The sequence below is a fragment of the Cupriavidus sp. Met-2 genome, from assembly GCF_049843575.1.
Classification (GTDB): Bacteria; Pseudomonadota; Gammaproteobacteria; order Burkholderiales; family Burkholderiaceae; genus Cupriavidus; species Cupriavidus metallidurans.
On sequence record NZ_JBBHZL010000003.1, the window covers coordinates 157,936 to 182,742 of the forward strand.

21 protein-coding genes are annotated in these 24,807 nt (G+C 65.1%); 14 read left to right on the forward strand and 7 right to left on the reverse strand.

All coding sequences use genetic code 11. The annotated features are described in order from the left end of the window. Entirely contained in the window at positions 1 to 1,638 is a 1,638-nt protein-coding gene (locus WD006_RS09215; protein WP_011519845.1) for a 3-(methylthio)propionyl-CoA ligase, read from the forward strand. A gap of 48 nt (positions 1,639 to 1,686) precedes the next feature. On the opposite strand, the gene WD006_RS09220 is transcribed toward WD006_RS09215, so the two are convergent. Then, positions 1,687 to 3,234 (reverse strand): long-chain-fatty-acid--CoA ligase, encoded by a 1,548-nt coding sequence (locus WD006_RS09220; RefSeq protein ID WP_024569974.1) that lies wholly within the window; start codon positions 3,232 to 3,234, stop codon positions 1,687 to 1,689. Between the two features lie 197 nt (positions 3,235 to 3,431). On the opposite strand from WD006_RS09220, the gene WD006_RS09225 reads away from it, so the two are divergent. The 7 genes from WD006_RS09225 (at position 3,432) to WD006_RS09255 (ending at position 12,814) form a co-directional block, all read left to right on the forward strand. Further along, positions 3,432 to 4,595, forward strand: a complete 1,164-nt coding sequence (locus WD006_RS09225; RefSeq protein WP_011519843.1) for an acyl-CoA dehydrogenase family protein — start codon at positions 3,432 to 3,434, stop codon at positions 4,593 to 4,595. 133 nt (positions 4,596 to 4,728) lie between these two features. Beyond that, entirely contained in the window at positions 4,729 to 7,404 is a 2,676-nt protein-coding gene (locus WD006_RS09230; protein WP_175582364.1) for a LuxR C-terminal-related transcriptional regulator, read from the forward strand. A gap of 147 nt (positions 7,405 to 7,551) precedes the next feature. Next, positions 7,552 to 8,664 (forward strand): CaiB/BaiF CoA transferase family protein, encoded by a 1,113-nt coding sequence (locus WD006_RS09235; protein ID WP_029306971.1) that lies wholly within the window; start codon positions 7,552 to 7,554, stop codon positions 8,662 to 8,664. A 77-nt stretch (positions 8,665 to 8,741) separates the two neighbouring features. Next, a complete protein-coding gene (locus WD006_RS09240) occupies positions 8,742 to 9,713 on the forward strand; it encodes an NAD(P)H-dependent flavin oxidoreductase (RefSeq protein WP_060784771.1) in 972 nt (323 codons plus the stop codon). Positions 9,714 to 9,795: 82 nt separating this feature from the next. Beyond that, positions 9,796 to 10,578, forward strand: a complete 783-nt coding sequence (locus WD006_RS09245; protein WP_008641302.1) for an SDR family NAD(P)-dependent oxidoreductase — start codon at positions 9,796 to 9,798, stop codon at positions 10,576 to 10,578. A 76-nt stretch (positions 10,579 to 10,654) separates the two neighbouring features. Continuing rightward, the gene (locus tag WD006_RS09250) at positions 10,655 to 11,833 is read left to right on the forward strand and encodes an acetyl-CoA C-acetyltransferase (protein WP_029306973.1); all 1,179 of its coding nucleotides are present in this window, start codon (positions 10,655 to 10,657) and stop codon (positions 11,831 to 11,833) included. A gap of 165 nt (positions 11,834 to 11,998) precedes the next feature. Further along, the gene (locus tag WD006_RS09255) at positions 11,999 to 12,814 is read left to right on the forward strand and encodes a crotonase/enoyl-CoA hydratase family protein (protein ID WP_029306974.1); all 816 of its coding nucleotides are present in this window, start codon (positions 11,999 to 12,001) and stop codon (positions 12,812 to 12,814) included. A gap of 69 nt (positions 12,815 to 12,883) precedes the next feature. Here the strand turns inward: WD006_RS09255 and WD006_RS09260 are convergent, their stop codons facing one another. Continuing rightward, complete coding sequence (locus tag WD006_RS09260) at positions 12,884 to 13,783, reverse strand: lysophospholipid acyltransferase family protein (protein WP_035820417.1); 900 nt, start codon at positions 13,781 to 13,783, stop codon at positions 12,884 to 12,886. A 324-nt stretch (positions 13,784 to 14,107) separates the two neighbouring features. Between WD006_RS09260 and WD006_RS09265 the strand changes: the two genes are divergently transcribed. Then, positions 14,108 to 14,395, forward strand: a complete 288-nt coding sequence (locus WD006_RS09265) for a hypothetical protein (RefSeq protein WP_011519836.1) — start codon at positions 14,108 to 14,110, stop codon at positions 14,393 to 14,395. Between the two features lie 101 nt (positions 14,396 to 14,496). Beyond that, complete coding sequence (locus WD006_RS09270) at positions 14,497 to 14,871, forward strand: hypothetical protein (protein WP_011519835.1); 375 nt, start codon at positions 14,497 to 14,499, stop codon at positions 14,869 to 14,871. A gap of 69 nt (positions 14,872 to 14,940) precedes the next feature. On the opposite strand, the gene WD006_RS09275 is transcribed toward WD006_RS09270, so the two are convergent. The 4 genes from WD006_RS09275 to WD006_RS09290 form a co-directional block, all read right to left on the reverse strand. Next, a complete protein-coding gene (locus WD006_RS09275; RefSeq protein ID WP_008641308.1) occupies positions 14,941 to 15,195 on the reverse strand; it encodes a hypothetical protein in 255 nt (84 codons plus the stop codon). A 103-nt stretch (positions 15,196 to 15,298) separates the two neighbouring features. After that, positions 15,299 to 15,550, reverse strand: coding sequence for a hypothetical protein (locus tag WD006_RS09280; RefSeq protein ID WP_011519834.1), 252 nt, complete (start codon positions 15,548 to 15,550; stop codon positions 15,299 to 15,301). 507 nt (positions 15,551 to 16,057) lie between these two features. Continuing rightward, positions 16,058 to 17,212 carry an acyl-CoA dehydrogenase family protein gene (locus tag WD006_RS09285; protein WP_011519833.1) on the reverse strand — a complete coding sequence of 385 codons (1,155 nt, stop codon included), beginning with the start codon at positions 17,210 to 17,212 and terminating at the stop codon, positions 16,058 to 16,060. Between the two features lie 348 nt (positions 17,213 to 17,560). Then, entirely contained in the window at positions 17,561 to 18,472 is a 912-nt protein-coding gene (locus tag WD006_RS09290; protein ID WP_029306975.1) for a LysR substrate-binding domain-containing protein, read from the reverse strand. Between the two features lie 375 nt (positions 18,473 to 18,847). Between WD006_RS09290 and WD006_RS09295 the strand changes: the two genes are divergently transcribed. Genes WD006_RS09295 through WD006_RS09310 form a run of 4 tightly spaced genes read left to right on the forward strand, consistent with a single transcriptional unit; the run spans position 18,848 to position 23,585 of the window. Beyond that, positions 18,848 to 20,830 carry an arylsulfatase gene (locus WD006_RS09295; RefSeq protein WP_029306976.1) on the forward strand — a complete coding sequence of 661 codons (1,983 nt, stop codon included), beginning with the start codon at positions 18,848 to 18,850 and terminating at the stop codon, positions 20,828 to 20,830. 19 nt (positions 20,831 to 20,849) lie between these two features. Beyond that, positions 20,850 to 21,908: a formylglycine-generating enzyme family protein gene (locus tag WD006_RS09300; RefSeq protein WP_011519829.1), complete on the forward strand. Its 1,059-nt coding sequence runs from the start codon at positions 20,850 to 20,852 to the stop codon at positions 21,906 to 21,908. Further along, a complete protein-coding gene (locus WD006_RS09305) occupies positions 21,901 to 22,716 on the forward strand; it encodes a MetQ/NlpA family ABC transporter substrate-binding protein (protein WP_011519828.1) in 816 nt (271 codons plus the stop codon). Before WD006_RS09300 ends, WD006_RS09305 begins: the two co-directional genes overlap by 8 nt. Further along, complete coding sequence (locus tag WD006_RS09310) at positions 22,710 to 23,585, forward strand: YkgJ family cysteine cluster protein (protein WP_085960506.1); 876 nt, start codon at positions 22,710 to 22,712, stop codon at positions 23,583 to 23,585. The genes WD006_RS09305 and WD006_RS09310 overlap by 7 nt, the downstream gene beginning before the upstream one ends. Here WD006_RS09310 and WD006_RS09315 read toward each other — a convergent pair. Beyond that, positions 23,575 to 24,756: a M20 aminoacylase family protein gene (locus WD006_RS09315; protein ID WP_011519826.1), complete on the reverse strand. Its 1,182-nt coding sequence runs from the start codon at positions 24,754 to 24,756 to the stop codon at positions 23,575 to 23,577. The genes WD006_RS09310 and WD006_RS09315 overlap by 11 nt on opposite strands. Positions 24,757 to 24,807 lie beyond the last annotated feature (51 nt).

A 24,807-nucleotide genomic window follows, 5' to 3' on the forward strand; every position in this document is an offset into this window, starting at 1 on the left:
ATGCTGGGACTGATGCAGGACCGACCGCTGTTGATTTCATCGCTGATCGAGCACGCGGCTACGTACCATCCAACGCGGGAGATCGTCGCGAGAACGGTAGAGGGCCCGATCCACCGTACCAACTATGCCGAGATCCATCGGCGTGCCAAACGCGTTGCCAACGCGCTGGCGAGTCTCGGTGTCGGGGTGGCGGACCGTGTCGGCACGCTTGCCTGGAACACGCATCGTCATTTCGAACTGTATTTCGGGGTGTCCGGTTCGGGCGCGATCCTGCACACGGTCAATCCACGTCTGTTCCCCGAGCAGATCGAGTACATCGTCAACCACGCGGAGGACAAGGTCCTGTTCTTCGATATTGGCTTCGCGCCGCTGGTCGAGAAGCTGGCGCCGGCCTTGAAATCCGTCCAGCACTACGTCGCCATGACGGAGCGGGCGAACATGCCGGCGATCGACGTGCCCAACCTGCTTTGCTACGAGGACCTGCTTGCGGAGCATAGCGATACGTATGACTGGCCGGAATTGGACGAGCGCGCGGCGTCGTCGCTGTGCTACACGTCGGGCACCACCGGGAATCCGAAGGGCGTGCTGTACTCGCATCGGTCTACCGTGCTGCATTCGCTCGTGGCGTGCGCGGCGGATGCGTTCGCCGTGGGCGCGTCAACGTCTGTGCTGCTGGCGGTCCCGATGTTCCATGCCAACGCCTGGGGAATGCCGTATGCGGCGGCCATGGTCGGGGCCAAGATGGTGATGCCCGGGCCACACCTCAATGGTCAATCGCTCTACGAACTGATGCGCGACGAAGGCGTAACTGTCTCCCAGGCGGTGCCTACAGTCTGGCTCATGCTCTTCCAGTTCCTGGACGAGCACCCGGAGATCGACATGAAGGCGCTTGGCCTGAAGATCATCGGCTCGGGCGGCGCCGCATCGCCGCGCAGCATGATCGAGCGCTGCGAGCGCGACTTTGGCGTCGAGTACCTGCAGGCATGGGGCATGACGGAAACCAGCCCGATCGGTACCACCGGCCGCCTGCTGCCCAAGCATGCCGCCCTGCCAAAGGACGAGCAGACCACGATCAAGATGAAGGCCGGACGCGCGGTATGGGGCGTAGGTCTGAAGATCATCGGCGACGATGGTCAGGAACTGCCGCACGACGGACGCGCCTTCGGTCATCTGCACGTGCGCGGGCCGTGGATCGCAAGCGGCTACTTCAAGCACACGGGTGGCGAGGTGCTGGACAAGGACGGCTGGTTTCCCACTGGCGATATCGGCACCATCGATCCGGACGGGTACGTGCAACTGGTGGACCGTGCCAAGGATGTCATCAAGTCGGGTGGGGAATGGATTTCCTCGATCGACCTGGAAAACGCGGCGATCGGCCACCCTGCCGTGCACGAGGCGGCGATCATTGCCGTCGCGCATCCGAAGTGGCAGGAGCGCCCACTGCTGCTGGCGGTGAAGCGTCCCGGCAAGGATGTCACGCGCGAAGAGTTGCTGCAGTACCTGAGCGAGCGCGTCGTGAAATGGTGGGTGCCGGACGATGTCGTGTTCGTCGATCAGCTGCCGCATACCGCGACTGGCAAGCTGCTCAAGACGAAGTTGCGAGAGGACTACCGCAACTATCGATTGCCGACGGCGTGAATCGGGCAGGCGCGGGCATTGCCCGCGCCACGTCTGCCTTGCTACCGCTCAGATCCGCCGGTCGCGCGACTGCCAGTAGACTTCACGCAGCTTGTACTTGAGGAGCTTGCCCGCCGCCGAGAGCGGCATGTCGGCGCGGAACTCGACACTGCGGGGGCATTTATAGCTGGCGATCCGCTCGCGGCAATGCGCGTGCACCGCATCGACAGACAGCTCGTGACCGGGGCGGACCACGATGACCGCATGCACAGCTTCCCCCCATTTCTCGTCAGGGATGCCGATCACCGCGCACAGCTGCACCGCGGGGTGCGTGAGGATCGCATTCTCGACTTCGGTCGAATAGACGTTCTCGCCGCCGCTGATGATCATGTCCTTGATGCGATCGGTGACGTATAGAAAGCCGTCCGCATCCAGGTATCCGGCATCGCCGGTGTGCATCCAGCCATTGCGCAACGCGCGGGCGGTTTCTTCCGGTTTGTTCCAGTAGCCCAGCATCACGCCCGGGCCGCGCACCGCGACCTCGCCCACCGTGCCCGTCGGGCAGTCTTCGTCCGTTGCCGGATCGACGATGCGCACTTCGCACGCGGGCGCCGGGCGGCCGGCCGCCTTCAGCCTCGGACTGCCGACGACGTGACAATCGGCCGCCAGTATCGCCGAGACAGGCGAGGTCTCCGTCATCCCATAGGCCTGCAGGAACTGGCTGGACGGAATCTGCGCCATGGCGCGCTGCAGCAGTGCGCCGTCAATCGGGGCAGCGCCGTAGATGATGTTCCTGAGACTGCTCAGGTCATGGTCGGCGAACGTGGGATCGTCGAGCATCATCTTCAGCATCGTCGGGACGGTGAAAACCTCGTTGATGCGGTAGCGGCTGAGGTCGCGAATCGCTGCCTTGGGGTCGAACCCGGGCAGGATCACCTGCGTGGCGAGGCGCGTCACGGCCTGAAAGACGAAGCTGAGCGCCGCGATATGGAACATCGGCGCCATCTGCAGGATCGACGTCACTGGCGGGCGCGATGCCGCTGCCAGTGACGACAGCACGTTGCTGGCGATATTGGCGTGCGACAGCATGACGCCCTTGGGTGCGCCGGTGGTGCCGCCGGTGTAGAGCACTGCGGCAAGATCGTGGCCACTGCGCAGGCTGTCGGCAATCGGCGCGCTCGACCGCACCAGTTGCTCGTAGTCGATCATGCCTGCCGGGGTCTCGGCGTCGCCGCAATAGATGATGGTCTGGATGCAGGGGCAACGCTCGCGCAATGGCCCGATCAGATCCAGGAAGTTGTCATCCACGAGCAGCACGCTGGTGCCGCAATCCTCCATCGAGTAGGCGATTTCCGCGACGCTCCACCGGGTGTTGACGGGGTTCAGCGCCGCGCCGGCCCAGAGCGTGCCGAAGATGTACTCGACGTAGCGGTCGGAGTTGAGCGCCAGCATGGCGACCCGGTCGCCCGCAGCAACGCCCTGGCCACGCAAGGCGCTGGCCAGTCTTGCAACCCGGTCGATGAGCTGGGAGAACGTCGTGCTGCGTTGCGCAAAAATCGTCGCGACGCCAGACGGGTTTTCGCGGAATGCCTTGTGCAGAGCCTGTGTCAGATACACGAACTGTCTCCCGTTATCGGTTGTCGGAGCACTGCCTGCGAAGCATTGTCAGGCGGCGATACGGCTGGCGCGTCGTCGGAATGGATGATCTTGCGGCTCCGGATTTTCCCTAGGGGAGATTCGTCGGATTCGACGAGGCACGGCTGTGGCACCGGTCCTAAGATCGGCCATCGGTCGTATCCCTTCCTTCCATCACCATGTCCCAGACCCGCCGCCTGATCTTCGATGCCGATCACGAGCAGTTCCGTGCTTCGGTCGCGCGTTTCGTGCAGAACGAAATCACCCCGTATGTGGACCAGTGGCGCGAGCAGGGCTGCTGCGACCGTGCCATCTTCGAGAAAGCCGGCGAGCAGGGCCTGTTGCTGATGTGGGCCGATGAAGCCTATGGCGGCGCGGGCGTGACCGATTTCCGCTACGAACAGATCCTCTTCGAAGAGCTGATTCGCCACGGAGATGTCGGCGTGTATCTGACGCTCCATTCGCGGCTGGTCGCGCCATATATTGGCCGGCTGGGCACGGAGGCGCAGAAGCGCCGGTGGCTCACCGGCGCGGCCAGCGGCAAGACGATCCTGGCGATTGCCATGACAGAGCCGGGCGCCGGCTCCGATCTGGCCGGGATCGGCGCACGTGCCGAGCGGCGCGACGGCGGCTGGGTCATCAACGGCGCCAAGACGTTCATCTCGAACGGGCACAACGCGGATGCCGTCATCGTGGTCGCGCGTACCAATCCCGACGAGCGACGTGCCTTCGGCCTGTTCGTCGTCGAGCGCGGCATGGCGGGATTCGAGCGGGGCCGTCGTCTGAAAAAGCTGGGACTGGACGCGCAGGACACGGCGGAACTGTTCTTCAACGATGTCTTCGTCCCGGACGAGAACGTGCTGGGCAATCCGGCGCGCGGTTTTGCCTATCTGGCGGAGGGCCTTGAAGAGGAGCGCCTGCTGTGCGCGTGCCAGTCGATCGCGCACGCGCAATCCGCGTTCGATCTGACGCTGCCCTACGTCAAGGAGCGCCGCGCATTCGGTCGTCCGATCGGCGCCCTGCAGAACACACGCTTCGTGCTGGCCCGCCGCCGCGCCGAGCTCGACGCCATGCAGATCTGGCTCGATGCGCTCGTCATGGAGCACAACGCCGGCCGGCTGGATGCCGTCACGGCGGCGTCTGCCAAGCTGCTGAGCACGGAGTTGGAGAACCGCGTGATCGACGACTGTCTGCAACTGCACGGCGGCTCGGGCTATATGGACGAATACCGCATCAGCCGCATGTATCGCGACGCACGCGTATCGCGGATCTTTGCCGGCGCGTCCGAGATCATGCTCGAGATCATCAGCCGCTCGTTGGGTCTGACGGAGAGAATGGACTAGAGCCCACGGATGGGCCAAGGATGGATCAGGCGGCGACATAGGAGGGACGCTTTGCTAAACTGCCCAGTTCGCGTCCAGCCCAATCTTCCAGCAAATGACTTCGCCGCCGAGCATGACACGGCATGTGCCGAGCATGAAGCTCAGGCCGCCAGTTGCCCCCGCATCCCAGGTGATCCGGCAAGGCGTTGGCGACATGCTGCGCGCCGCGTCGTCGGCCAGGCTCGTGATCGTCAGGGCGCCTGCGGGGTTCGGCAAGACGACCGCCATGCTGCAGTACCGCGCGCGGCTGGAGGCGGCCTCGGTGGCAACCGCATGGCTCACGCTCGATAACGCCGACAACGACCCGGTACGCTTCCTGTCCGGCTTCGAGGCGGCGCTGGCGGCCATCGTCGGGGACGACGCCATCGCGGATATTGGCCGGCCCGCGCCACGCACCACCGGCGAAGCCGCGCTGCAGAGCATGGACTGCCTGGCAGGCTACCCGGAGCCGTTCGCATTCTTCCTCGACGATTTCGAAGTGCTTCAGGAGCCCGGGGTCATCGCCTGGGTGCGCGAGATCATCGACCATCTGCCGCATAACGGGCAGCTCATCATCGGCTCGCGCAGCACGCCCGATGTGAGGCTGGGCCGCCTGCGCGCCCGCGGCCAGTTGCTGGAAATCGATGCCACGGCCCTGCGTTTCTCGATCGAGGAAACCGAGCAGTTCTTCCGCACCGTGCGGCCGATGCCGCTTGCGGCAGATGATCTGCAGCGCCTGTATCGCAAGACGGAGGGCTGGGCGGCCGCGTTGTCGCTCGCATCGGCTTCGCTGGAGCGCAGCGAAGCGCATACTGAGTTCATCGACCGTTTCTCGGGCACCAGCCGGTCGGTGGCCGACTATCTGGCCGAAGACGTGGTGGCCCGGCAGCCCGAGCCGGTACGCCAGTTCCTGCTGCGCACCAGCATCCTGCGCTATCTGAACCCGCAGCTGTGTCACGTGTTGCTGCCCGATGTGGATTGCGAGGCGATCCTGCGGCAACTCGAAGCTTCCAGCCTGATTGCGCCGATAGAGAGTGAAGAACGGGCGTGGCGCTACCACAGCCTGATCGCCGAATTCCTGAAGGCGCAATTGCAACGCGAAGCGCCTGCCGAGGTGCCGCGCCTGCATCATGCCGCCGCCGGGTGGTTCCAGTCACAGGATCGTCCCGTGCCCGCCATCGACCATGCGATCGAAGGCGGAGATTACGCGTATGCCGTGACGCTGCTGATCGCACACGCGCCGGCGCTGCTCGGGCAGGGGCGTATGCGGCTGCTCACACGCTGGTTCGACGCGCTGCCCGAGGACGTTTTGCGCGATCACCTGCCGCTGCAGGCCATCCGGATCTGGGCGCTGACGTTCACGCGCGGCCCCCTGGAGGCGATGGACCTGCTGGAACGCAGCGGATTGCGGGATTCCAACGATCCGGCGGTGCGTCCGCATGTTCTCGCGCTGCGCCCGACGCTGCTGTCGATGATGGACCAGCTCGAGCGCGCGCTGGAAGTCGGGCGCGAATGCCTGACGCATTGGCCCACCGGCGTGGCCTTCGCGGACATGGTGCTTGCCAATGCGATGGCGAACGTGTTCGCGGTGTCGGGGCAGCATGTCGAATCGCGCCGTCTGCTGGAAACCGCACGCCGCACGCAGGGCGCCGACAGCAGCGCCTTCAACATGATGTACTCCGAAACCGTCGAGGCCATCTTCGACCTGCAGGGCGGGCGCCTGCGCGAGGCCACGGCGCGTCTGCGGATCGCTGTTGGTAGCGGTAGCACGCAACACTACGGCTACACGGGCGGCAATGCCTGGGCCGGCGTGATGTATGCGGCCACGGTCTATGAGGCGAACGATCTGGCCCAGGCCGCGCATCTGCTGCGGGTCTATGTGCCACTTGCGCGCGATGTGCTGCTGGGCGATCACGTCACGCTCGGGCACGTCATGCTGTCGCGCATTGCCTTTGCCAGAGGCGATGTGGACGAGGCGTTCGAGACGCTGACGCAGCTCGAGTATCTGGGCCACGTCAGACGCCAGGCGCGCGTGGCGGCCGGCGCCAAGCTCGAACGTGCCCGCATCCTGCTGATGCAGGGGCATACCAGGGCCGCGAAGGACGAACTGGCGCGTGCCGACGACCCGGCCCTGTGGGAACGTGTGGGCCGTCTGCACCTGATCGCCAACGATCTGGATTACCTGGAACTCGCGCAACTGCGCTGGGAGGCGCTGGCCGGCGACGCACAGGCCGCGGTGGCCCGCCTGCGGGCAGCCGCCGAGTTTGCCGACCACGATGGGCGTCATCGACGGGCCATGAAGCTGCGGTTGCTGTGCGCGCTGGCGTATCAACGCGCCGGCGAACCTGCAGCGGCGCAGGCGATATTGGCGCCTGTGCTGAAGGCTGCCTGCGCGGAAGGCTTCGCGCGATTGCTGCTCGACGAAGGCGGCAATCGCATCGGGCCGCTGCTGGCGCAGTTCTCGCGGACGCTGGAGTCGAGCGGCGGCGCCCAGCGCGATCCCGTTCTGGCCGAATTCGTGCTGCGGCTGGTGCAGGCATGTGGGCCGCTCGAGGAGTCTCCGGAGCCAATCGCGGGAGACCGGCCGCAACTGCTGGATCCGCTGACGCCAAAGGAAATCCGCGTGCTGCAGCTGCTTGCCGAGGGCTATTCCAACAGCGCCATCGCGGAGAAACTGTTCGTCTCCGACAGCACCGTGCGCACGCATCTGCGCAACATCAACAACAAGATCTGTGCCCACAGCCGCACGCAGGCCGTTGCCATCGCGCGCCGCCTGGGTGTGATTGCCTGAATCCGCTGCGGAACGCTCAGGAGTGTTCCGCCAGGCAACGCTCGCGCATGGATTTCGTCGCTTCCGACGATTCGTTGCCCCCCTTGTTTGACGCACCATAACGGCGTTGACCGTGATGTGAGCGCCGCTGGCGCGATAGGGGCTGGTATGGCAGGTTCGCTGGAAGGTTTGAAGGTTGTCGAGTTCGCCGGGTTGGGGCCCGCGCCGTTCTGCTGCATGTTGCTGGCGGATCACGGTGCCGATGTGCTCCGGATCACGCGCCCCACGGCGCCGGGCGTCGAGGCAAAGGTGAATCCTGCGGATGTGCTGGCACGCGGCCGGCGCACGATACCGCTGGACCTGCGTGAGGCTTCCGGAAGAGATGCCGCGCTGGAACTGATCGCCCGCGCGGATGTTGTGGTGGAAGGCTTCCGGCCCGGCGTTATGGAACGGCTCGGACTGGGTCCGGATGTCTGCCTCGCGCGCAATCCTCGGCTCGTCTACGGGCGCATGACCGGCTGGGGCCAGTACGGTCCCCTGGCGCAGGCCGCCGGCCACGATATCAACTACATCGCCATCAGCGGCGCGCTGCACGCGATTGGCCGGGCCGGCGAAGCGCCGGTGCCGCCATTGAACCTGGTTGGCGATTTCGGCGGTGGCGGCATGATGCTCGCGTTCGGCCTGATGGCTGCGCTGTACGAGGCGCGCCAGTCCGGACGTGGCCAGGTGATCGATGCCGCGATGACGGATGGATCGGCGCTGCTTTCCGCCATGCAGTACGGCATGAAGGCCGGCGGCCGCTGGAACAACCAGCGCGGCGAGAATCTGCTCGACGGCGGCGCGCCGTTCTACGACACGTATGCCTGCGCCGATGGCAAGTATGTTGCTGTCGGTGCGATCGAGCCGCAGTTCTACGCGGCGCTGCGCGAGCGTTGCGGCATCGAAGACCCGCTGTTCGACGGCCAGATGGAAACCGCGCGCTGGCCGCTGCTCAAGCTGCGACTGGCGGACATCTTCCGTACCCGGACGCGCGCCGAGTGGTGCGCGCTCCTGGAGGGTTCCGATGCGTGCTTCGCCCCGGTGCTGGATTGGGACGAGGCGCCCGAGCACCCGCACAACCGCGAACGCGAGGCCTTCGTCACGCTGCAGGGCGTGGTTCAGCCTGCCGCGGCGCCGCGTTTCTCGCGCACCCCTGCGGCCGCGCCGCAATCCGAACGAAGGGTTGCCCTCGAAGCCGCGCTAGCGCATTGGGGCGCGCTGCAGCCGGCAAGCGCAGGCTGAGCAACACGCTTTTGCAGACTGGTGGGGGCAGCACCAGTCCTAACTTGATTCAAGGAGTCACTATCGTGAGCAATCCCATGCGAACCCGCGTCACGCGTTTGCTTGGCATCGACTATCCGATCATCCAGGGCGGCATGCAGTGGGTGGGTCTGGCCGAACTGGCATCGGCCGTGTCCAATGCCGGTGGCCTCGGCATCCTGACCGCGCTGACGCAACCCACGCCGGATGCCCTGCGCAACGAAATCGCCCGCACACGCGAGATGACCGATCGTCCTTTCGGCGTGAACCTGACCATCCTGCCGTCGATCAATCCGCCGCCGTATGCCCAGTACGTGGACGCGATCATCGATGGCGGCGTGCGCATCGTGGAGACCGCAGGCAACAGCCCGAAGGACTTCATCGCCCGTTTCAAGGCAGCCGGCGTGACCATCGTGCACAAGTGCACTACCGTGCGACACGCGCTCTCCGCCGAACGCAATGGCGTGGACATCGTTTCGATCGACGGCCTCGAATGCGCCGGCCATCCCGGCGAGGATGACGTGGGCGGGCTGGTGCTGATTCCCGCCGCCGCACGGGCGCTGGAGATTCCGGTGATCGCATCCGGCGGCATCGCGGACGGACGTGGCATGGCCGCCGCGCTGGCGCTGGGCGCTGAGGGCGTGAATATGGGCACGCGCTTTTGCGTGACAAAGGAAGCGCCGATCCACGACAACATCAAGCAGGCGCTGGTCAATGGCTCCGAGCGTGACACCGCTCTGATCTTCCGCACGCTGAAGAACACGGCGCGCGTCTTCCGCAATGCCATCGCCGAGGAGGTGGTGTCCATGGAACGGCGCCCTGGCGGTTGCGTGTTCGACGACATCCGTCCGTTGGTGACCGGTACCCGTGGCCGCGCGGCGCTGCAATCGGGCGAGGTCGACAACGGCGTGGTCAGCGCCGGCCAGTGCATCGGCCTGATCGACGATATTCCGACCTGCGCGGAACTGATCTCGCGCATGGTCAGCGATTGTCAGAACCGCATCGAAGCGACGCGCAAGTATTTCGTCTGAACCCCGCATTGCCGATGCCGGCGGCATGTGTCGCCGGCTGGCCAGATGCGACGGCAGTCTTCCATTCACGCAAGGATATGCAATGAAACTCGATTCCAGCATTGCCGCGGTCATCACCGGTGGCGCTTCCGGCCTGGGTGCCGCCACCGCGCGACGCCTGGCCGGCGCCGGCGTCAAGGTGGCGCTGTTCGATCTGAATGCGGAGCTGGGGGAAGCGCTGGCGCGCGAGCTTGGTGGCGTGTTCTGCAAGGTTGACGTGACCAACGAGGAGCAGGTCGACGCCGCATTTGCCAAGGCGCGCGCGGCACATGGGCAGGAGCGCGTGCTCGTGAACTGTGCCGGCACCGGTTTCTCCGCCAAGACGGCGGGCCGGGACAAATCGACGGGAGAAATCCGCCACTTCCCCGTGGCCAACTTCAACCGGATCATTCAGATCAACCTGGTGGGCACCTTCAGCTGTATCGCCAAATCCGCTGCCGGAATGCTGACGCTGGACCCGCTCGATGACGGCGAACGCGGCACCATCATCAATACCGCGTCGGTGGCGGCGGAGGACGGGCAGATGGGCCAGGCGGCCTACAGTGCGTCAAAGGCGGCGATCACTGGCATGACGCTGCCGATCGCACGCGATCTGATGAGCGAAGGCATCCGCGTGAACACGATCATGCCTGGCCTGTTCAACACGCCGCTGATGCAGGGCCTGCCCGACAACGTGAAGTCCGCGCTGGCCGCGTCGGTGCCGTTTCCGAAGCGGCTCGGCGATCCGGACGAATACGCGCAACTGGCCGAGACCATGATCGTCAACCGCTACTTCAACGGTGAATCCGTGCGTCTGGACGGCGCGATTCGCATGGCGGCGCGCTAACCGGCATTCCCGCTTTCAGGGTGGCGGCCCGACGTAAGATCGGGCGCCAGCCCGTCATCTCATCACTGGAGACACCATGTCCGAAGCCTATATCGTTTCCGCCGTCCGCACCGCCGGCGGCCGTCGCAATGGCCGCCTGTCCGGCTGGCATCCCGCGGACCTCGCGGGGCAGGTGCTCGACGCGCTTGTCGAGCGCAGCGGGGCCGACCCGAGCATGGTGGAGGACGTCATCATGGGCTGCGTCGGCCAGGCGGGCGAGCAGTCTTCGAACATCGCGCGTGGCGCGGTCTTGGCTTCGAAGCTGCCGGAATCGGTGCCGGCCACCTCGGTCGACCGCCAGTGCGGATCTTCGCAACAGGCGCTGCATTTCGCGGCGCAGGCCGTGATGTCGGGCACCATGGACGTGGTGATAGCCGCCGGCGTGGAAAGCATGTCCCGCGTGCCGATGGGCACCCCGAGCACGCTGCCGCGAAAGAACGGCCTGGGCCACTACGTCAGCCCGCAAATGCAGGCGCGCTATCCGGGCGTGGAGTTCAGCCAGTTCACCGGCGCGGAGATGATCGCGAAGAAGTACAAGCTCGACAAGGCCGCGCTCGACGCCTATGCGCTGCGCAGCCACCAGCTCGCCGCCGCGGCCACGAAGGCGGGGCGCTTCGAGCAGGAGATCCTGCCGCTGGCCGCGCGCATGAATGACGGCAGCGATCTCGGCGAGTTCCACACCATCGACGAAGGTATTCGTTTCGACGCGACGCTGGAGGGCATCGCCTCGGTAAAGCTGATCGCCGAAGGCGGTAGCGTCACGGCGGCCACCGCCAGCCAGATCTGCGACGGCGCGAGCGGCGTCATGGTCGTCAACGAACGCGGGTTGAAGATGCTGGGCGTCAAGCCGCTGGCACGCATCCACCATATGAGCGTGCTCGGACATGACCCGGTGGTCATGCTGGAGGCCCCGCTGCCTGCTACCGAGCGCGCGCTGAAGCGGGCCGGCATGCGGATCGACGATATCGATCTCTACGAGGTCAACGAAGCGTTCGCGCCGGTCCCCCTGGCCTGGCTGCAGGCGCTGGGCGCCGACGCGGATCGCCTGAACGTCAACGGCGGCGCGATCGCACTGGGCCATCCGCTGGGCGGCTCGGGCACCAAGCTGATGACGACGTTGGTCCATGCGCTGCATCAGCGCGGCAAGCGCTACGGCCTGCAGACCATGTGCGAGGGCGGCGGCATGGCCAACGTCACGATCGTCGAAAGGCTCTGACCGCGCGGCACACGTTTTCCAAAGCCCCGTCGGAGTGCACGCGTGGAGCGTGTCCGACGGGATTTTTTTGGTCTGCGGTGCCATGTTCGGCGCGTCCTGGAAGCCAGTTACCGAAATCCGGGATGTGACCGCTGCAACATGCTGTATCAAAGAGAAGCCCTTGGAATGACTGCTGACAACTCCCAACGTATCGTTGTAACCATCGAGGAAGGCGTGGCCGAAGTCCGCCTGAATCGCCCCGACAAGATGAACGCGCTGGATCAGGCGATGTTCGACGCATTGGTCGACACGGGCCGGCAACTGGCCGAGATGCCAGGTCTGCGTGCTGTCGTGCTTTCCGGTGAAGGCAAGGCGTTCTGCGCGGGTCTGGACATGGGCCGCATGGCCAGTCTGGGCGAAGGGACCGACCCCTCGCTCAAGCGTGGCCGGCTGACGCCGCGCACGCATGGCATGTCGAATCACCCGCAATACGCCTGCATGGTCTGGCGCGAACTGCCCGTGCCAGTGATCGCCGCGGTGCATGGCGCTGCCTTTGGCGGTGGGCTCCAGGTGGCGCTGGGCGCGGACCTGCGCTACGTGACGGCCGATGCCAAGCTTTCGATCATGGAGATCAAGTGGGGTCTGGTGCCGGATATGGGCGGCATGTTGCTGACGCGCGGGCTCGTACGGCCAGATGTGCTGAACGAACTGATCTACACGGGACGCATCATCAGCGGCACCGAGGCGGTGGAACTGGGGCTGGCCACGCGCGTGTGTGAAGATCCAAGGGTCGCGGCAATGGCCGTCGCACGCGAGATCGCCATGAAGAGCCCGGACGCGATTCGTGCGGGCAAACGCCTGATGCGGGTCACCGAGGATGGCGACGCGCTGGCGATTCTCCAGGCCGAGTCTGTCGAGCAGGACGCGCTGATCGGCGCGCCCAACCAGACGGAGGCGGTACGCGCCAATATGGAGAACCGGGCGCCGCGATTCCTGCCGTGATGGCTTGAGTCTTGTCTCGGGGGCGCGCTACCGCTGTGGCAGGCCGTGCGCGGACGCCCTTCGGGTACATCAAGGGGCGAGAGGTGCTGGCGGACCCTGGATAACGGAGGCGTCGTGTTCTGGGACAACGGCTGAATCGGGAGCCGGAGCGCCGGACGGGACCTTGAAGCGGTTGTATCCCCACAGGTACTGCAGCGGAAAGCGCCGGATCATCTCTTCCAGTTCGGCGTTGATCCATGCTGCCTGCGCCTCGGCGGTCGGCGGCAATGGTCCTGACAGGCGCTTCACATGCATGCGCCAGCCACGCCCACCGGGCAGGCGTTCGCCCGCGGCAACGATCAGCGGCGCCCCCGTTTGCGCTGCGAGCTTTCCTGGCAGCGTTATCGTATAGGCCTTGCGGCCAAAGAACGGTACCCACACGCCTTCACCCTTGGGCGCCTGATCGGGCAATAGCCCGATCGCTTCACCCTGGCGCAGCGCGCGGACGAACGCGCGCACGCCTTGGGAAGTCGCGGGAACTGTCTTCAGACTCGAGGTGGCACGTACCGATTCAAGCAAGTCCCGCAATATCGGCTTGCGGTGTGGTCGGAACATGACTGTCAGCGCGATGCGCTCCGCGGCATAGCGGGCTGCCAGTTCGAAGCATCCAAGGTGCGGTGTCAGCATGATGAGTCCGCGACCTTCCGCCAGGGTCTGCTCGATCACCGTCCAGTCATCGCAAATCACCTGATCGCGACACGCCGGGCCGCGATACCACACGCGTGCCAGTTCGATCATCATGGCGCCGGTCTCGCCTGCGGCCTGCCGGGCAAATGCCGGATCGGAAAAGCCAGCCTGGGCGGCATTCTGCTGCACGTGCTGTCGGTATCGCCCCGGGAGGGCATAGACGAGCCGCCCCAGAACGCGGCCTGTAGCGTGCGCAATCGGTAGCGGCACGGCGGCAATCAGCCGGATGAGAGTGGACAGCACCCTCCGCGGCGGAGGTTGATTTCGGTGCATGGTCACTCCTCGGGGGTTGAGTATTGGGTGTCGCGGGACAAATTTCTTCTACACGAAGAATCGGGCAGATACTTGTCCGGATTGTTAGGGGCCGCTCTTCGCGAAGACTTATGGACGGAGCCCTGGGGCGACTCGATCGGACCTGGCCGGTGCAAGTCAAGTCAGCAGCTTCGAAATGCCGAACTCCCTTGTTTTCGGGCTTGGCAGATGTTCGCAGGGTGAAATTAGGTCACGCCTGGCCTCGCAAGAAGAGTAGAGTGAGCAATGAATACCGCAAAAGCTTAGGAGTACGCTATGGATGCTTACCCGACTGCCACTTACAAAGGGTATGACATTTACCCTCTAGTCTACAGACATACCGACGGGGCGCGTGCCTGGGGGGAGCCCAGGCCGGATCGGTCCTTCAACGCTGCGGTGGTGATCTGCCGCGAGGGCGCGCATCCCGATAGCACGCAGGCCCGCACGTTTCACCTGGACACAACGCCCTGGGACAACGTGGGCGCCGCCCGGCGCGCCGTGCTGCGCTATGCCGAGGAAATCATCAACGGAGAAGTGACCGGTCAGTCCGTTGTTTCCCTGTAACTGCCTCACTGTCACTGGCATTGTCAACTGACCCGGGTATAGTCCTAGCTTCCCGCCGTATTCAGACGAACGATAACGTAGCTCATGAGGACATCTCAGGCATGACGAACACCGCCGCGCCATCCAGTTTTCTGTGCACGTTACCCGGCCAGGGCAAGGGAATTGCCTATCATGTGGCCGTTAGCTTTGCGGATGCGGCCCAGCCCACGGGCGTCAGATTCACCAGCTTTGTCGGTGATGGCAGGCGTTCGTTCGGTGTGGTGACCGGAGCGGGATCGCTTCAGGGCGAGATTGCAGCGAACTCGGAGGCACTATGCCGCCTGGCGATCGGGCAGGCAGTCCGGGACCACCTCTACGAGAAAACCAAGGAAGGCGACACCGCGCTGGATCTGGGCGCCGAGCCTTGGGACGGCGAACTCAGGCCCGTCGGGGCGGGCGCGCCCACGGGCGGGCTACGGCATCGTCCGCTAGGCTGAGTACGGGTGTGAGGTTGAGTGCGTGATTCGCAGGCGGCGGATTGTCCCACCGCCTGTGGCGCACTTGGCTTAGATGCCGAATTCCGGGCTGCCGTAACGCGTCAGCAATGACTCGATCAGTGCCATGTCCTGCGTTTGCGGCGTGCGATCCTCGATGGCGCGCGATGGGCCGCCATAGGTAGCGGTCACGTGGCGGCGTACCGTCAATACGGCAGCATCCGGTGGCGTCACGGCAACCGGCTGCCACGGCGTGTGCCGGTAACTGCCGGCAATCCATCCGGCCGGGGTCAGGTGGAGTTCTTCCCATTCTTCGTTGTTAGGCATGTCTTGCTTGCTCTCCTGTATGCGGATTGGATGGTGGGCAGCACGGGTACCTGCGTCAGGCAGGCGTCGCGCCGTTGAGAGGGTGCCCGAAGTGGGCCTTGCGTCACGCTTGACCCGATGGGGCGCGTCGTTGCGCGGAACGTTGCATGCGGGCTGCGGCGCTCTTGCCCGCCTGTCGGGCGGCCTGCTTGGCCTTGGCTTCCGAGCAATGCGTGGCGTGCCGCATGGAGACGTTGGCGACGACACGCTCCGCGCCGTTCCTGTACTCCGAGATCATGTAGTTGGCAAACCATACGCCCGGCTCTTGCTGGATCGGGTACACGGAAACGGTAAATGGGGTGGTGCTCGTATTCAAATTGGTCCTGTTCAGTGGCGCTCGGCCCGGAAGCTTCTTCTGCCGCCACTTCACATGTGCGGCGCGCTTGCCGGCTGTCGAAAGCCATTGGATAAATCAGTGTCGCTTCGCACGTAGGCGCAGGCGGAAAACTGGCGTGAGGTAGACCGTGCTTACGCGGACTGAGGCGCCAGTACAGGTGCGACAATCGCGGAGCGGACGTGCCGCCGGTCAGGTAGGTTGCGGGCGATGTCTGTCACCCAGAATGAATCGGGTGTACGCCCGACAGGCCGCTGGTGTTCTTCTATGAATGTGATGTCTAGCGGCCGCAGCCTCGACGCCGGGCGATGCCGGCGTATGGCAGGGAGCGTGGATGATACCACCAATGGTGGTCGGCTGCCGGTGGGCGCGCCAGTTGCGCGAGCCAGGGATCACGTGCGTGGCGGAGAGCGCACGCAGGAAGGGGGGATGACGGAGGCCGAGATTCATCCCGGCCCCGCTTGCCAAGCGCCGAGTTTCAGCCGATTGTCAGCCGTTGGTCGGGCGCTGCGAGAACGTCCTGCCGAAGACGCCTTCAGCGACGCGGTTCTTCAGGATTTCGATGGAGCCACCGGCGATCATCCAGCCGCGCGTCCGCCGCACGCAGTACTCCACGAGAGATTCCTGGCTGAAGCCCATGCCGCCCATCACCTGCAGCGCTTCATTGGAAACCTCCCAGCCAGCCATGTTGCAGGCCAGCTTGGCCATAGCCGTGCTCTGCGCGCTGGGCAGTCCGTGCTCGCCTTCGAGAGCGGCGCGATACAGCATCATCTGCGCCTGCTCCAGCTTCATCGCCATATCCGCGAACTTCCACTGAATGCCCTGGAATTCGCAGAGCTCGCGGCCGAACTGCTTGCGGGTCATGGCATGTTCCCGGGCCACGTTGAACGCGTGGCGCCCCAGCGCCAGCGCGCGTGACGAGTTGCCCAGACGCTCGACGTTGAACCCCGAGATCTGCTTCTTGAAACCGCCCGGTCCGAGCAGCACGTTTTCCACCGGGATACGGCAATCATCGAAGTAGAGCTGCGACCACTGCTCGCCGTTCATGAACGATGATGGCTCGCCGACCTGGAAGCCGGGCGTGCCGCGCTCGACCAGCACGGAGCCGATGCCACCGACGCCCGGGCCGAAGCGTACATAGATCAGGAAAAGCTCGGCGTCGGGGCTGTGCGTGGAGAAAACCTTGCTGCCGTTGATGACGTAGCTGTCACCGTCGAGGCGCGCGCTGGTTTTCAACTCGGTCACGGCGGACCCGGCATCGGGTTCGCTCATGCCCAGCGAGACCACCTTGCGGCCAGCCAGGAGGTCCGGCAGGTATCGCGCTTTCTGCTCGGGCGATGCGTATTCCACGAACGTCCGAATCGGCCCGAAGTTGCCAGCCTGGACGATGTCGGCGCTCCTGGGGCAAACCAGCGCGATTTGCTCGATCGCCAGCACCGCGTGCATCAGCGTGCCGCCCTGGCCGCCATCTTCTTCGGAGAAGGCGATGCCCAGCAGCCCCTGCTCGGCGAGCAGCGCCGCCGTGTCCCAGGGGTAGTGGGGCGAATGTGCCCGGGCCAGCGCGCCATCCTTGAGTTTGTCCTGCGCAAAACGGGCAACCGAGTCCGCGAAAGCCTGATGTTCCTCGCTGAGTTTGAAATCCATGTGTGTTCCTGCGTCTGTTCGGGATGTGTGACGTCGGAATGGTGCCTGTGGCCCCGAGGCCTGAGAACTTCGACTTTTGTCAGCAGCCCGAACAAATACTCATACCAGCCCCACATCCGGGAAGTTCTCCGTGCGGCTTGCATGACGCCGCGAAGCGGCGCAGGTGGACAAGACCATGCTGGCCAACGTGCTGAGGCCTGGCCCGGCCGATTTCTTCGCGTTGTGGCTGAACGGCTAGAAATACCTCGCGCGCGGCGAGTTTCTGGAGAGGAACGATTACCCGGTCGGGTATCGCATGATTCGGCGCGGGTAAGGGGCCGAATCCGCCGGCCTTGGCGCCATAAAGCATCAGCCTGGTGTCATGGGCTTGCTTTCCCGGGCCTCACGCACCAGCCATTCCTTGAAGGCCGCGATCTTGCCCGAGTAACGCTGTACCGACGGCGTCACGATATAGTGGTCCCGCCCGGTACGCAGCGGCCTTGCAAACGGGCAGACCAGCCGTCCAGCCTTGAGGTCGGGGTCCAGCATGTGCTGCTGGCCGATTGCGATGCCAAGGTTGTCCGTGGCCGCCTGCCACGTGAGGATGGAACTGCTGAAGACCATCTTTTCGGCCTTGTCGAACACGTGACCCATGCCGACGTGCGCGAGCCACGTCGGCCAGTCATTCTTGCGGTACTTGGAAACCAGCAGGCGCTTGCTTTGCAGCGACTCCAGCAACTGCTCCGTGCTGCCATGGAAGGCTTCCAGGAACGCGGGCGAGCAGACGGGTTCGATGACATCCTCGAGCAGCAGCGTTGCCTCGGCGTTTGGCCAGTTGCCATCACCGAGGACGATCGCCAGGTCGCATTGCTCTGTGCCGAAATCGAGCGGCGCGTTGCTGTTGGTAATCAGCACTTCGACGTCGGGGTACTGCAGCTTGAAATGCGGCAACCTGGGAATCAGCCATCGCGCTGTCAGCGTGGTGTAGGTGCGCAGGCGAATGACGTTGTCGGAGTACTTCTGGGTGACGAACTTGGTGGCCTCCGAGATTTCCTCGAACGCCGGGCCGATGCGCCGCGCGTAGGCCTCACCAACCTCGGTCAGTTTCACGCCAATGCGTTCGCGGGTGAAGAGCTGGACGCCCAGGTATTCCTCCAGCACCGCGATCTGACGGCTCACTGCCGATTGACTGACCCGAAGTTCGTTGGCGGCGGTCGTGAGGTTCTTGGCTCTGGCCACGACCTCGAAGACCTTCAATGGGTTGAGCGGAGGAATCTTCATCACGTCGCTGGTCTTCCCAGTCTCTCGTGTGCTTGCCGGACGACGCATGGTCCGGCTGTAGGTGCGTCTGGACGTTTCAGGGGCGCTGTGATCTGCCCTGCGAGACGAGCCGTGGAGGCTGATCGGGGAGATCTTAGCATGGCTGTCGAGCGCGGAATCGACGTGTCTGCCAGCGATGGCCACCCCTTCGCCACACCGGGTCCGCGATCACGCATAAGCGCTATCAAGCCGCGCTGATATTGCCGCTGGGCCCGCTTCCGGCCGGGTACTGGCGCGCTTCGATAATGCATATGCGAAACCATTCGTTCTGTGAAGCCGATGTGATTCATAGCATGGCTCTCTTTCTCAACCCCGACGTTGAAGCGAGAGACGCATATGAAAAGAACGAAAGCGGCTGCCTTCCCACAACCGGTGCGACGCGCGCTGGCCACCCTTTGCCTGGGCGCGGTGGCGCTGGCCGCAGGTTGCGGGAGCGATGGCACCGATAGCGGCACGCTGGCCGTGGACAGTGGCACGCCGGTCACCACCCCACCGCAGGTCGTGGCGAAGAAGCCCAACATCCTGTTCATCATGGCCGATGACCTCGGGTACTCGGACCTGGGCGCGTTCGGCAGCGAGATCCGCACGCCCAACATTGACGCGCTGGTGCGCGATGGTCGCATCTTGACCAATCACCACACCGCCGCCGTGTGCGCGGTGACGCGTTCGATGATCATCTCCGGCACTGACCATCATCTGGTCGGGCAGGGCACGATGGCGAACAGCGACCCAAATTACGTGGACGAGAACGGCAAGCCCATTCCCGGCTACGAGGGCTACCTGAACGATCGCGCGCTCTCGATCGCGCAACTGCTGAAGGACGGCGGCTATCACACCTACATGGCCGGCAAGTGGCACCTTGGCAGTGGCTTGCCCAACGCAACGAACCAGGGCGCGGCGGTTGGCACATCGGCGCCGGGGCAGACGCCGGTCTCGTGGGGTTTCGAGAAGAGCTACGCGCTGCTCGGCGGCGGCGGGGATCACTTCGGCCGTAACGGCGCAACCGCCTATGTGGAGGACGATCACTACGTCACGCCCAACACGACCAGCTTCTTCTCGTCGGACTTCTATACCTCGACGATCATCAAGTACATCGACTCGAGCACGGGCAAGAACACCGATGGCAAGCCATTCTTCGCCTACCTGACCTACCAGGCGCCACACTCGCCGCTGCAGGCGCCGGCAGGCTATATCGATCGCTACAAGGGCGTCTATGACGCGGGCTACGAGCCGATACGCGCCGCACGGCTGGCCCGGCAGAAAGCGCTCGGCCTGATCCCGGCCGACTTCACGCCCAATCCGGGTCGTGATGAAACACTCGCCGTCACGCCGGCCACGGCGAACTGGGGCACGCCTCAGGCGTCGTACGTCAGCGCCACGCGCAGCGTCGCGCAAGGCGGTGTGGATACCCGTGTGATGAACGCGAACAAGAAGTGGGACAGCCTGACTGCGGACCAGAAGAAGGCGCAGGCCCGCTACATGGAAATTTTCGCGGCCATGGTGGAGAACCTGGACGACAATGTTGGCCGGCTGGTGCAGCACCTCAAGGACATTGGCGAGTACGAAAACACCGTCATCGTGTTTCAGTCCGACAATGGCCCCGAAGCCAGCTACTACGAGTTCAGCGGCAAGTACGACCAGGACTACGACACGAAGAACGCCGATCCGGCCGTGTTCCCCACGCTCGGCACGCCGGCCTACAAGGGCACGGCCACGATCGACTACGGCCAGCGCTGGGCGGAAGTCAGCGCCACGCCATTCAAGCTGTGGAAGTCGTTCCCGTCAGAGGGCGGGCACTCCGTGCCGACCATCGTCAAGTTGGCCGGCACGGCATCCGCGCCGCCGCAGAGCAGGGTGACGGCCTTCACCCACGTGGTAGACCTGGCGCCGACGTTCCTGGACCTCGCCGGTGTCAGCGCACCGACCAAGCCGGCCGCGCCGCTCTACGACAGCAAGGGGATCGACCGCAATGCGGGCAAGGTCGTGTACGACGGTCGCAATGTCTATCCGATCACCGGCCTGTCGTTGCTGCCGACGCTGCAGGGCAAGACAACCGGCCCGTCGCGCACCACGTTCTCCGAGGAGCTGTACGGTCGCACCTATGTCTATAGCGACAACTGGAAGGCCGTATGGATCGAGCCGCCGTTCGGCCCGGCAGACGGCGAATGGACGCTCTACGACATTCGCGCCGATCGCGGCGAGACGAACAACCTCGCAGCGCAGCGCCCGGATGTGCTGAGCGACCTGAAGGGCAAGTGGAACGACTACGCCGCGCGCGTGGGCGCGGTGCTGCCCAAGGTACCGGGCATGATCTACTGACATTGCGGAACCCGTGGACATGGTCGTGAACGTGTTGCGAAACAGGGGACGCTGGCGCACGCCGCTGGCGGTAGCTGGGCTGGCATTCGCGGTGGGTGTCATCGCGTCGCTGGGCGTGCATGCGGTGCCGGGGGCCGCCATGCCTGACGGCGCCACACTCGGTTCGGTGCAGCGATGCGCCGCCTACTCGGGTTTGCCGGCCGGCTGGGGCAAGTCGCGGACGGCTGGCATGGCTCGGGTGACGGGCGGTGAGTTCGTGCCCGGTACCACGCTTGGCTATCCGGACGAGCGGCCCGCAGGAAAAACGCGCGTCGGCAGCTTCTGGATCGACCGTACCGAGGTGACGGTGGCCCAGTTCGCGGCGTTCGTGCAGGCCACCGGTTACGTCACCGATGCCGAGCGACAAGGTGCGGCGGTGGTCTTCCACAAGCCGACCGACGCAGAACTGGGTCAACGCCCCTACGCGTGGTGGACGATGGTGACAGGCGCCAACTGGCGGCATCCGGAAGGGCCGGCCGCTGCCAATTCACATGGCTACGATCACCGACGTGACAACCAGCCGGTGACGCTCGTCACGCAGGCCGATGCCAGGGCCTATGCGAACTGGCTCGGCCATGACCTGCCCACGGAGGACGAATGGGAGTTCGCGGCCAAGGCGGGACGTAGTGATGCCGGACTGGAAACGGCACCGCAAACGGCCGAAGGAACGCCCACCGCCAACTACTGGCAGGGCGTGTTCCCGGTGCTCAATACCTCGCGCGATGGGTTCGCGGGGCTCGCGCCGGTGGGGTGCTACACCGCCAATGCGCTCGGCTTGTTCGACATGATCGCCAACGCCTGGGAGTGGACTGGCGACGCCTACACCGGCCCGCGTCAGTCGCACGCCAATGGCGATACGGCAGTCGTGGCGGCAGCGTCACGGTCGCGCAAGCCGGCGGCGACCAGTGTAATCAAGGGCGGATCGTTCCTGTGCGCGCCGGACTTCTGCGTGCGCTACCGTGCTTCGGCGCGGGAGTCTGCCGAAAGCGACTTGCCGACGTCGCATATCGGCTTCCGAACGGTGCTGCGCGATGGCTGAGAAGACTTACCTCCACCGTCGCGGCGTGCTGACGGCGTTGCTGGCGATGGCATTGCCATCGCCAGGATCTGCCACGGCGGCATCCGGTTCTGTCCAGCCGCGCTACACGGTGCGTATCGGCGTGGTCGCGGAACCAGACAGCGAGTTGGTTGGCGCGGCCAGCGATGCGGCGTTGCGTGAAGGCGTGCGGCTGGAGACGGTGCGTTTTGCCAGCGTGGCGCAGGCCAATGCGGCGGTGACTACGGGCCGGATCGAAGCAAACATCGCACAGGACGGGCCGTCGCTGGCTCGGGCCGGCAGCGGCCTGCTGCCCGTGGCCCATACCGTCACCTATCCGATGGGGCTGTATTCGCGCACGCTATCCGATCTGCGCGGATTGCCGCCTCGATCCGTTGTCGCGTTCCCTGCCGAACCGTCCGCGCAGGGGCGTGCCCTGCTTCTGCTGCAAGGTTACGGCCTGATCCGGATATCGTCTGATGCGGGATTGAGCCCGCGCACCACGGATATCGTGGAGAACCGGCGAGGGCTGCGCTGGCGTGCCGTTGCGGAGGCGAGGCTTGCCGCCGCGCTCGACAACGCCGCACTTGTGGCGCTTCCGTTTGCCGCGGCATCGGCAGCCGGTCTCGCGCCCGCGCGCGACGCGCTCGGCATGGAGGACTCGCGCGTGCCCTTTGCCAATGTGCTGGCCATCCGCGCGCGCGATCGCGATGCGCCGTGGTTGACGCCAACTGTGCGCGGCCTGCATTCGGAGCCCGTCAAGACGTTCATCCTGGCGCGCTTCAACGATTCGGTGCGTCGTCCGTGGTGAAGCTGGCCGATATCGCCGTGATGCACGAGCGGACGTTCTCATTCCATTGCAGCACATGCGGCAAATGCTGTAACTCGTCGCCGCTGCTGACGATGGCCGAGTTATTCCGTCATCAGGACCGTTTTATCGGCTGTCTGTCGTTGCGGCGGGTGCACCCGTCGCACCCGGACGCCCGTGAGCTGGCGGCCATGCTTGGGCATGTCTTGCCCGGCGGTGACAGTCTCATGCTGGCGATTCAGGGTGTCGACTATCCATCGCTGGCCGCCTGTCCGGCACTTGGCGATGACAACCTCTGCACCATCCACGCCACGCGCCCGACCACTTGCGCCGTGGTGCCGCTCGATGCGTGGACACCCGATGCGCTGCAGTCGGCTGTGCTGGCTAGCCGGAGAAACGGTGCGGCCTATATCGGCGCGGACTGTATATCGGAAGGCATGCGCGATGGCTATCAGGAACTGGTGCGACATGGGCGCATCACGTCGCCGGCTTACGCGGCAGCGCTGGCGCAACGGCGCGCCGTCGAAGCCGCGGAGAAGGCGGAGTGGGGCAACGCAGTGTTCCGGCTCCTGTTGCCGGAACTGCTGGCCGCGCCCGGCGGCATCGCTGCCCTGCCCGTGGAGGGGTATCGCACGCTGGCGTTGGCACCGGTGTTAGCCGTGATCGCCGCGGGCTCCGAGCCGGATCGTTTGCGCTGCCTGGCGTTCATCGACGCGCAGGTCGCGCTGATTCGCCGCCACGCCGCGGCGGCCATCGCACGGAAACAACCTGTCGACCGCCCGGTCACCGCCACGTTGCGCGGCTTCGAGGCGGTGTTGCTGAGTCTGGCGGTCAGGTTGCGAGAGGGGCAAGCCGTGACGATCACGACTTGAGATAGCCCTCTGCCAATGCTACCCAGCAGGCGGCGCCGAGCGGAATTAGCGCATCGTTGAAGTCGTAGCCGTCGTTGTGCACCGAGCAACCTACCCACTCGCCAGTGCCGTTGCCAAGCACGAAATAGCAGCCGGGCACCTTCTCGAGCATCCAGGCAAAGTCCTCGCTGCCCATCTGCGTCGAGGGCGGGACCTGGATGACGTTGTCATTGCCGAGCACGCTGGCGACGGCTTCGCGCGCGATCGCCGCTTCTGCCGGCGTGTTGCGGATGGCCGGCACCAGATGCAGGTACTCGATCTCGGCCTCGACACCGGCCGACGCGGCCTGATGCGTGACCACGGCACGGATGCGTTCCTCCAGCAGCTTGCGGACCTCGGGCAACGTGGCACGCACACTGAGCTTGAGCGTGGCAGTCTCCGGGATGATGTTGTAGGTCGTGCCCGCTTCGATCTGGCCCACGCTGATCACGCCCGCATCCACCGGCGCCACGTTGCGCGCGATGATGCCTTGCAGGGCCACCACGGTGTGCGCCAGCGCCAGCGTGGGGTCGGCGGCACGATTCGGAATCGCGCCATGCCCGCCCTTGCCGCGGAAGGTCACGGTCACGCGGTCCGACGATCCGCCCTGCGCGCCAGACTGGACCACGGCCATGCCGACCGGCAGGCCCGGCGCGTTGTGGAACGCGTAGATCGCGTCGCACGGAAAGCGTTCGAAGAGACCATCCTCCATCATCGACAGGGCGCCGGTCATGCCTTCCTCGTCAGGCTGGAAGATCAGGTTCAGCGTGCCATCGAAGTTGCGCGTGGCCGCGAGATATTCGGCAGCGGCCAGTAGCGTGGCCGTGTGCCCGTCATGCCCGCAGGCGTGCATACGGCCGGGTACTTCGCTGGCATAGGGCAAGCCGGTGCGTTCCTGCAGCGGGAGCGCATCCATGTCGGCCCGAATGCCGATGCGGCGCGGGCCGTTGCCGACATTGAGCTGGGCCACGATGCCGTGGCCGCCAATGCCGGTATGGACGTCGTAGCCCCATTCGCGCAGCAGACCGGCCACCATGGCGGCGGTGCGCGGCACGTCGGCCCCGAGCTCCGGGTGCGCATGGATGCGATGGCGCAGATCGGCAAAGCGGCTGGCTGCGGACGAGATGGCGGCGGGAATGGGTGTGGTCGTCATGATGAATGGGGCTGAGCGTTGTGGGGCAATCGGGGCATCTTCAAGGCGGCG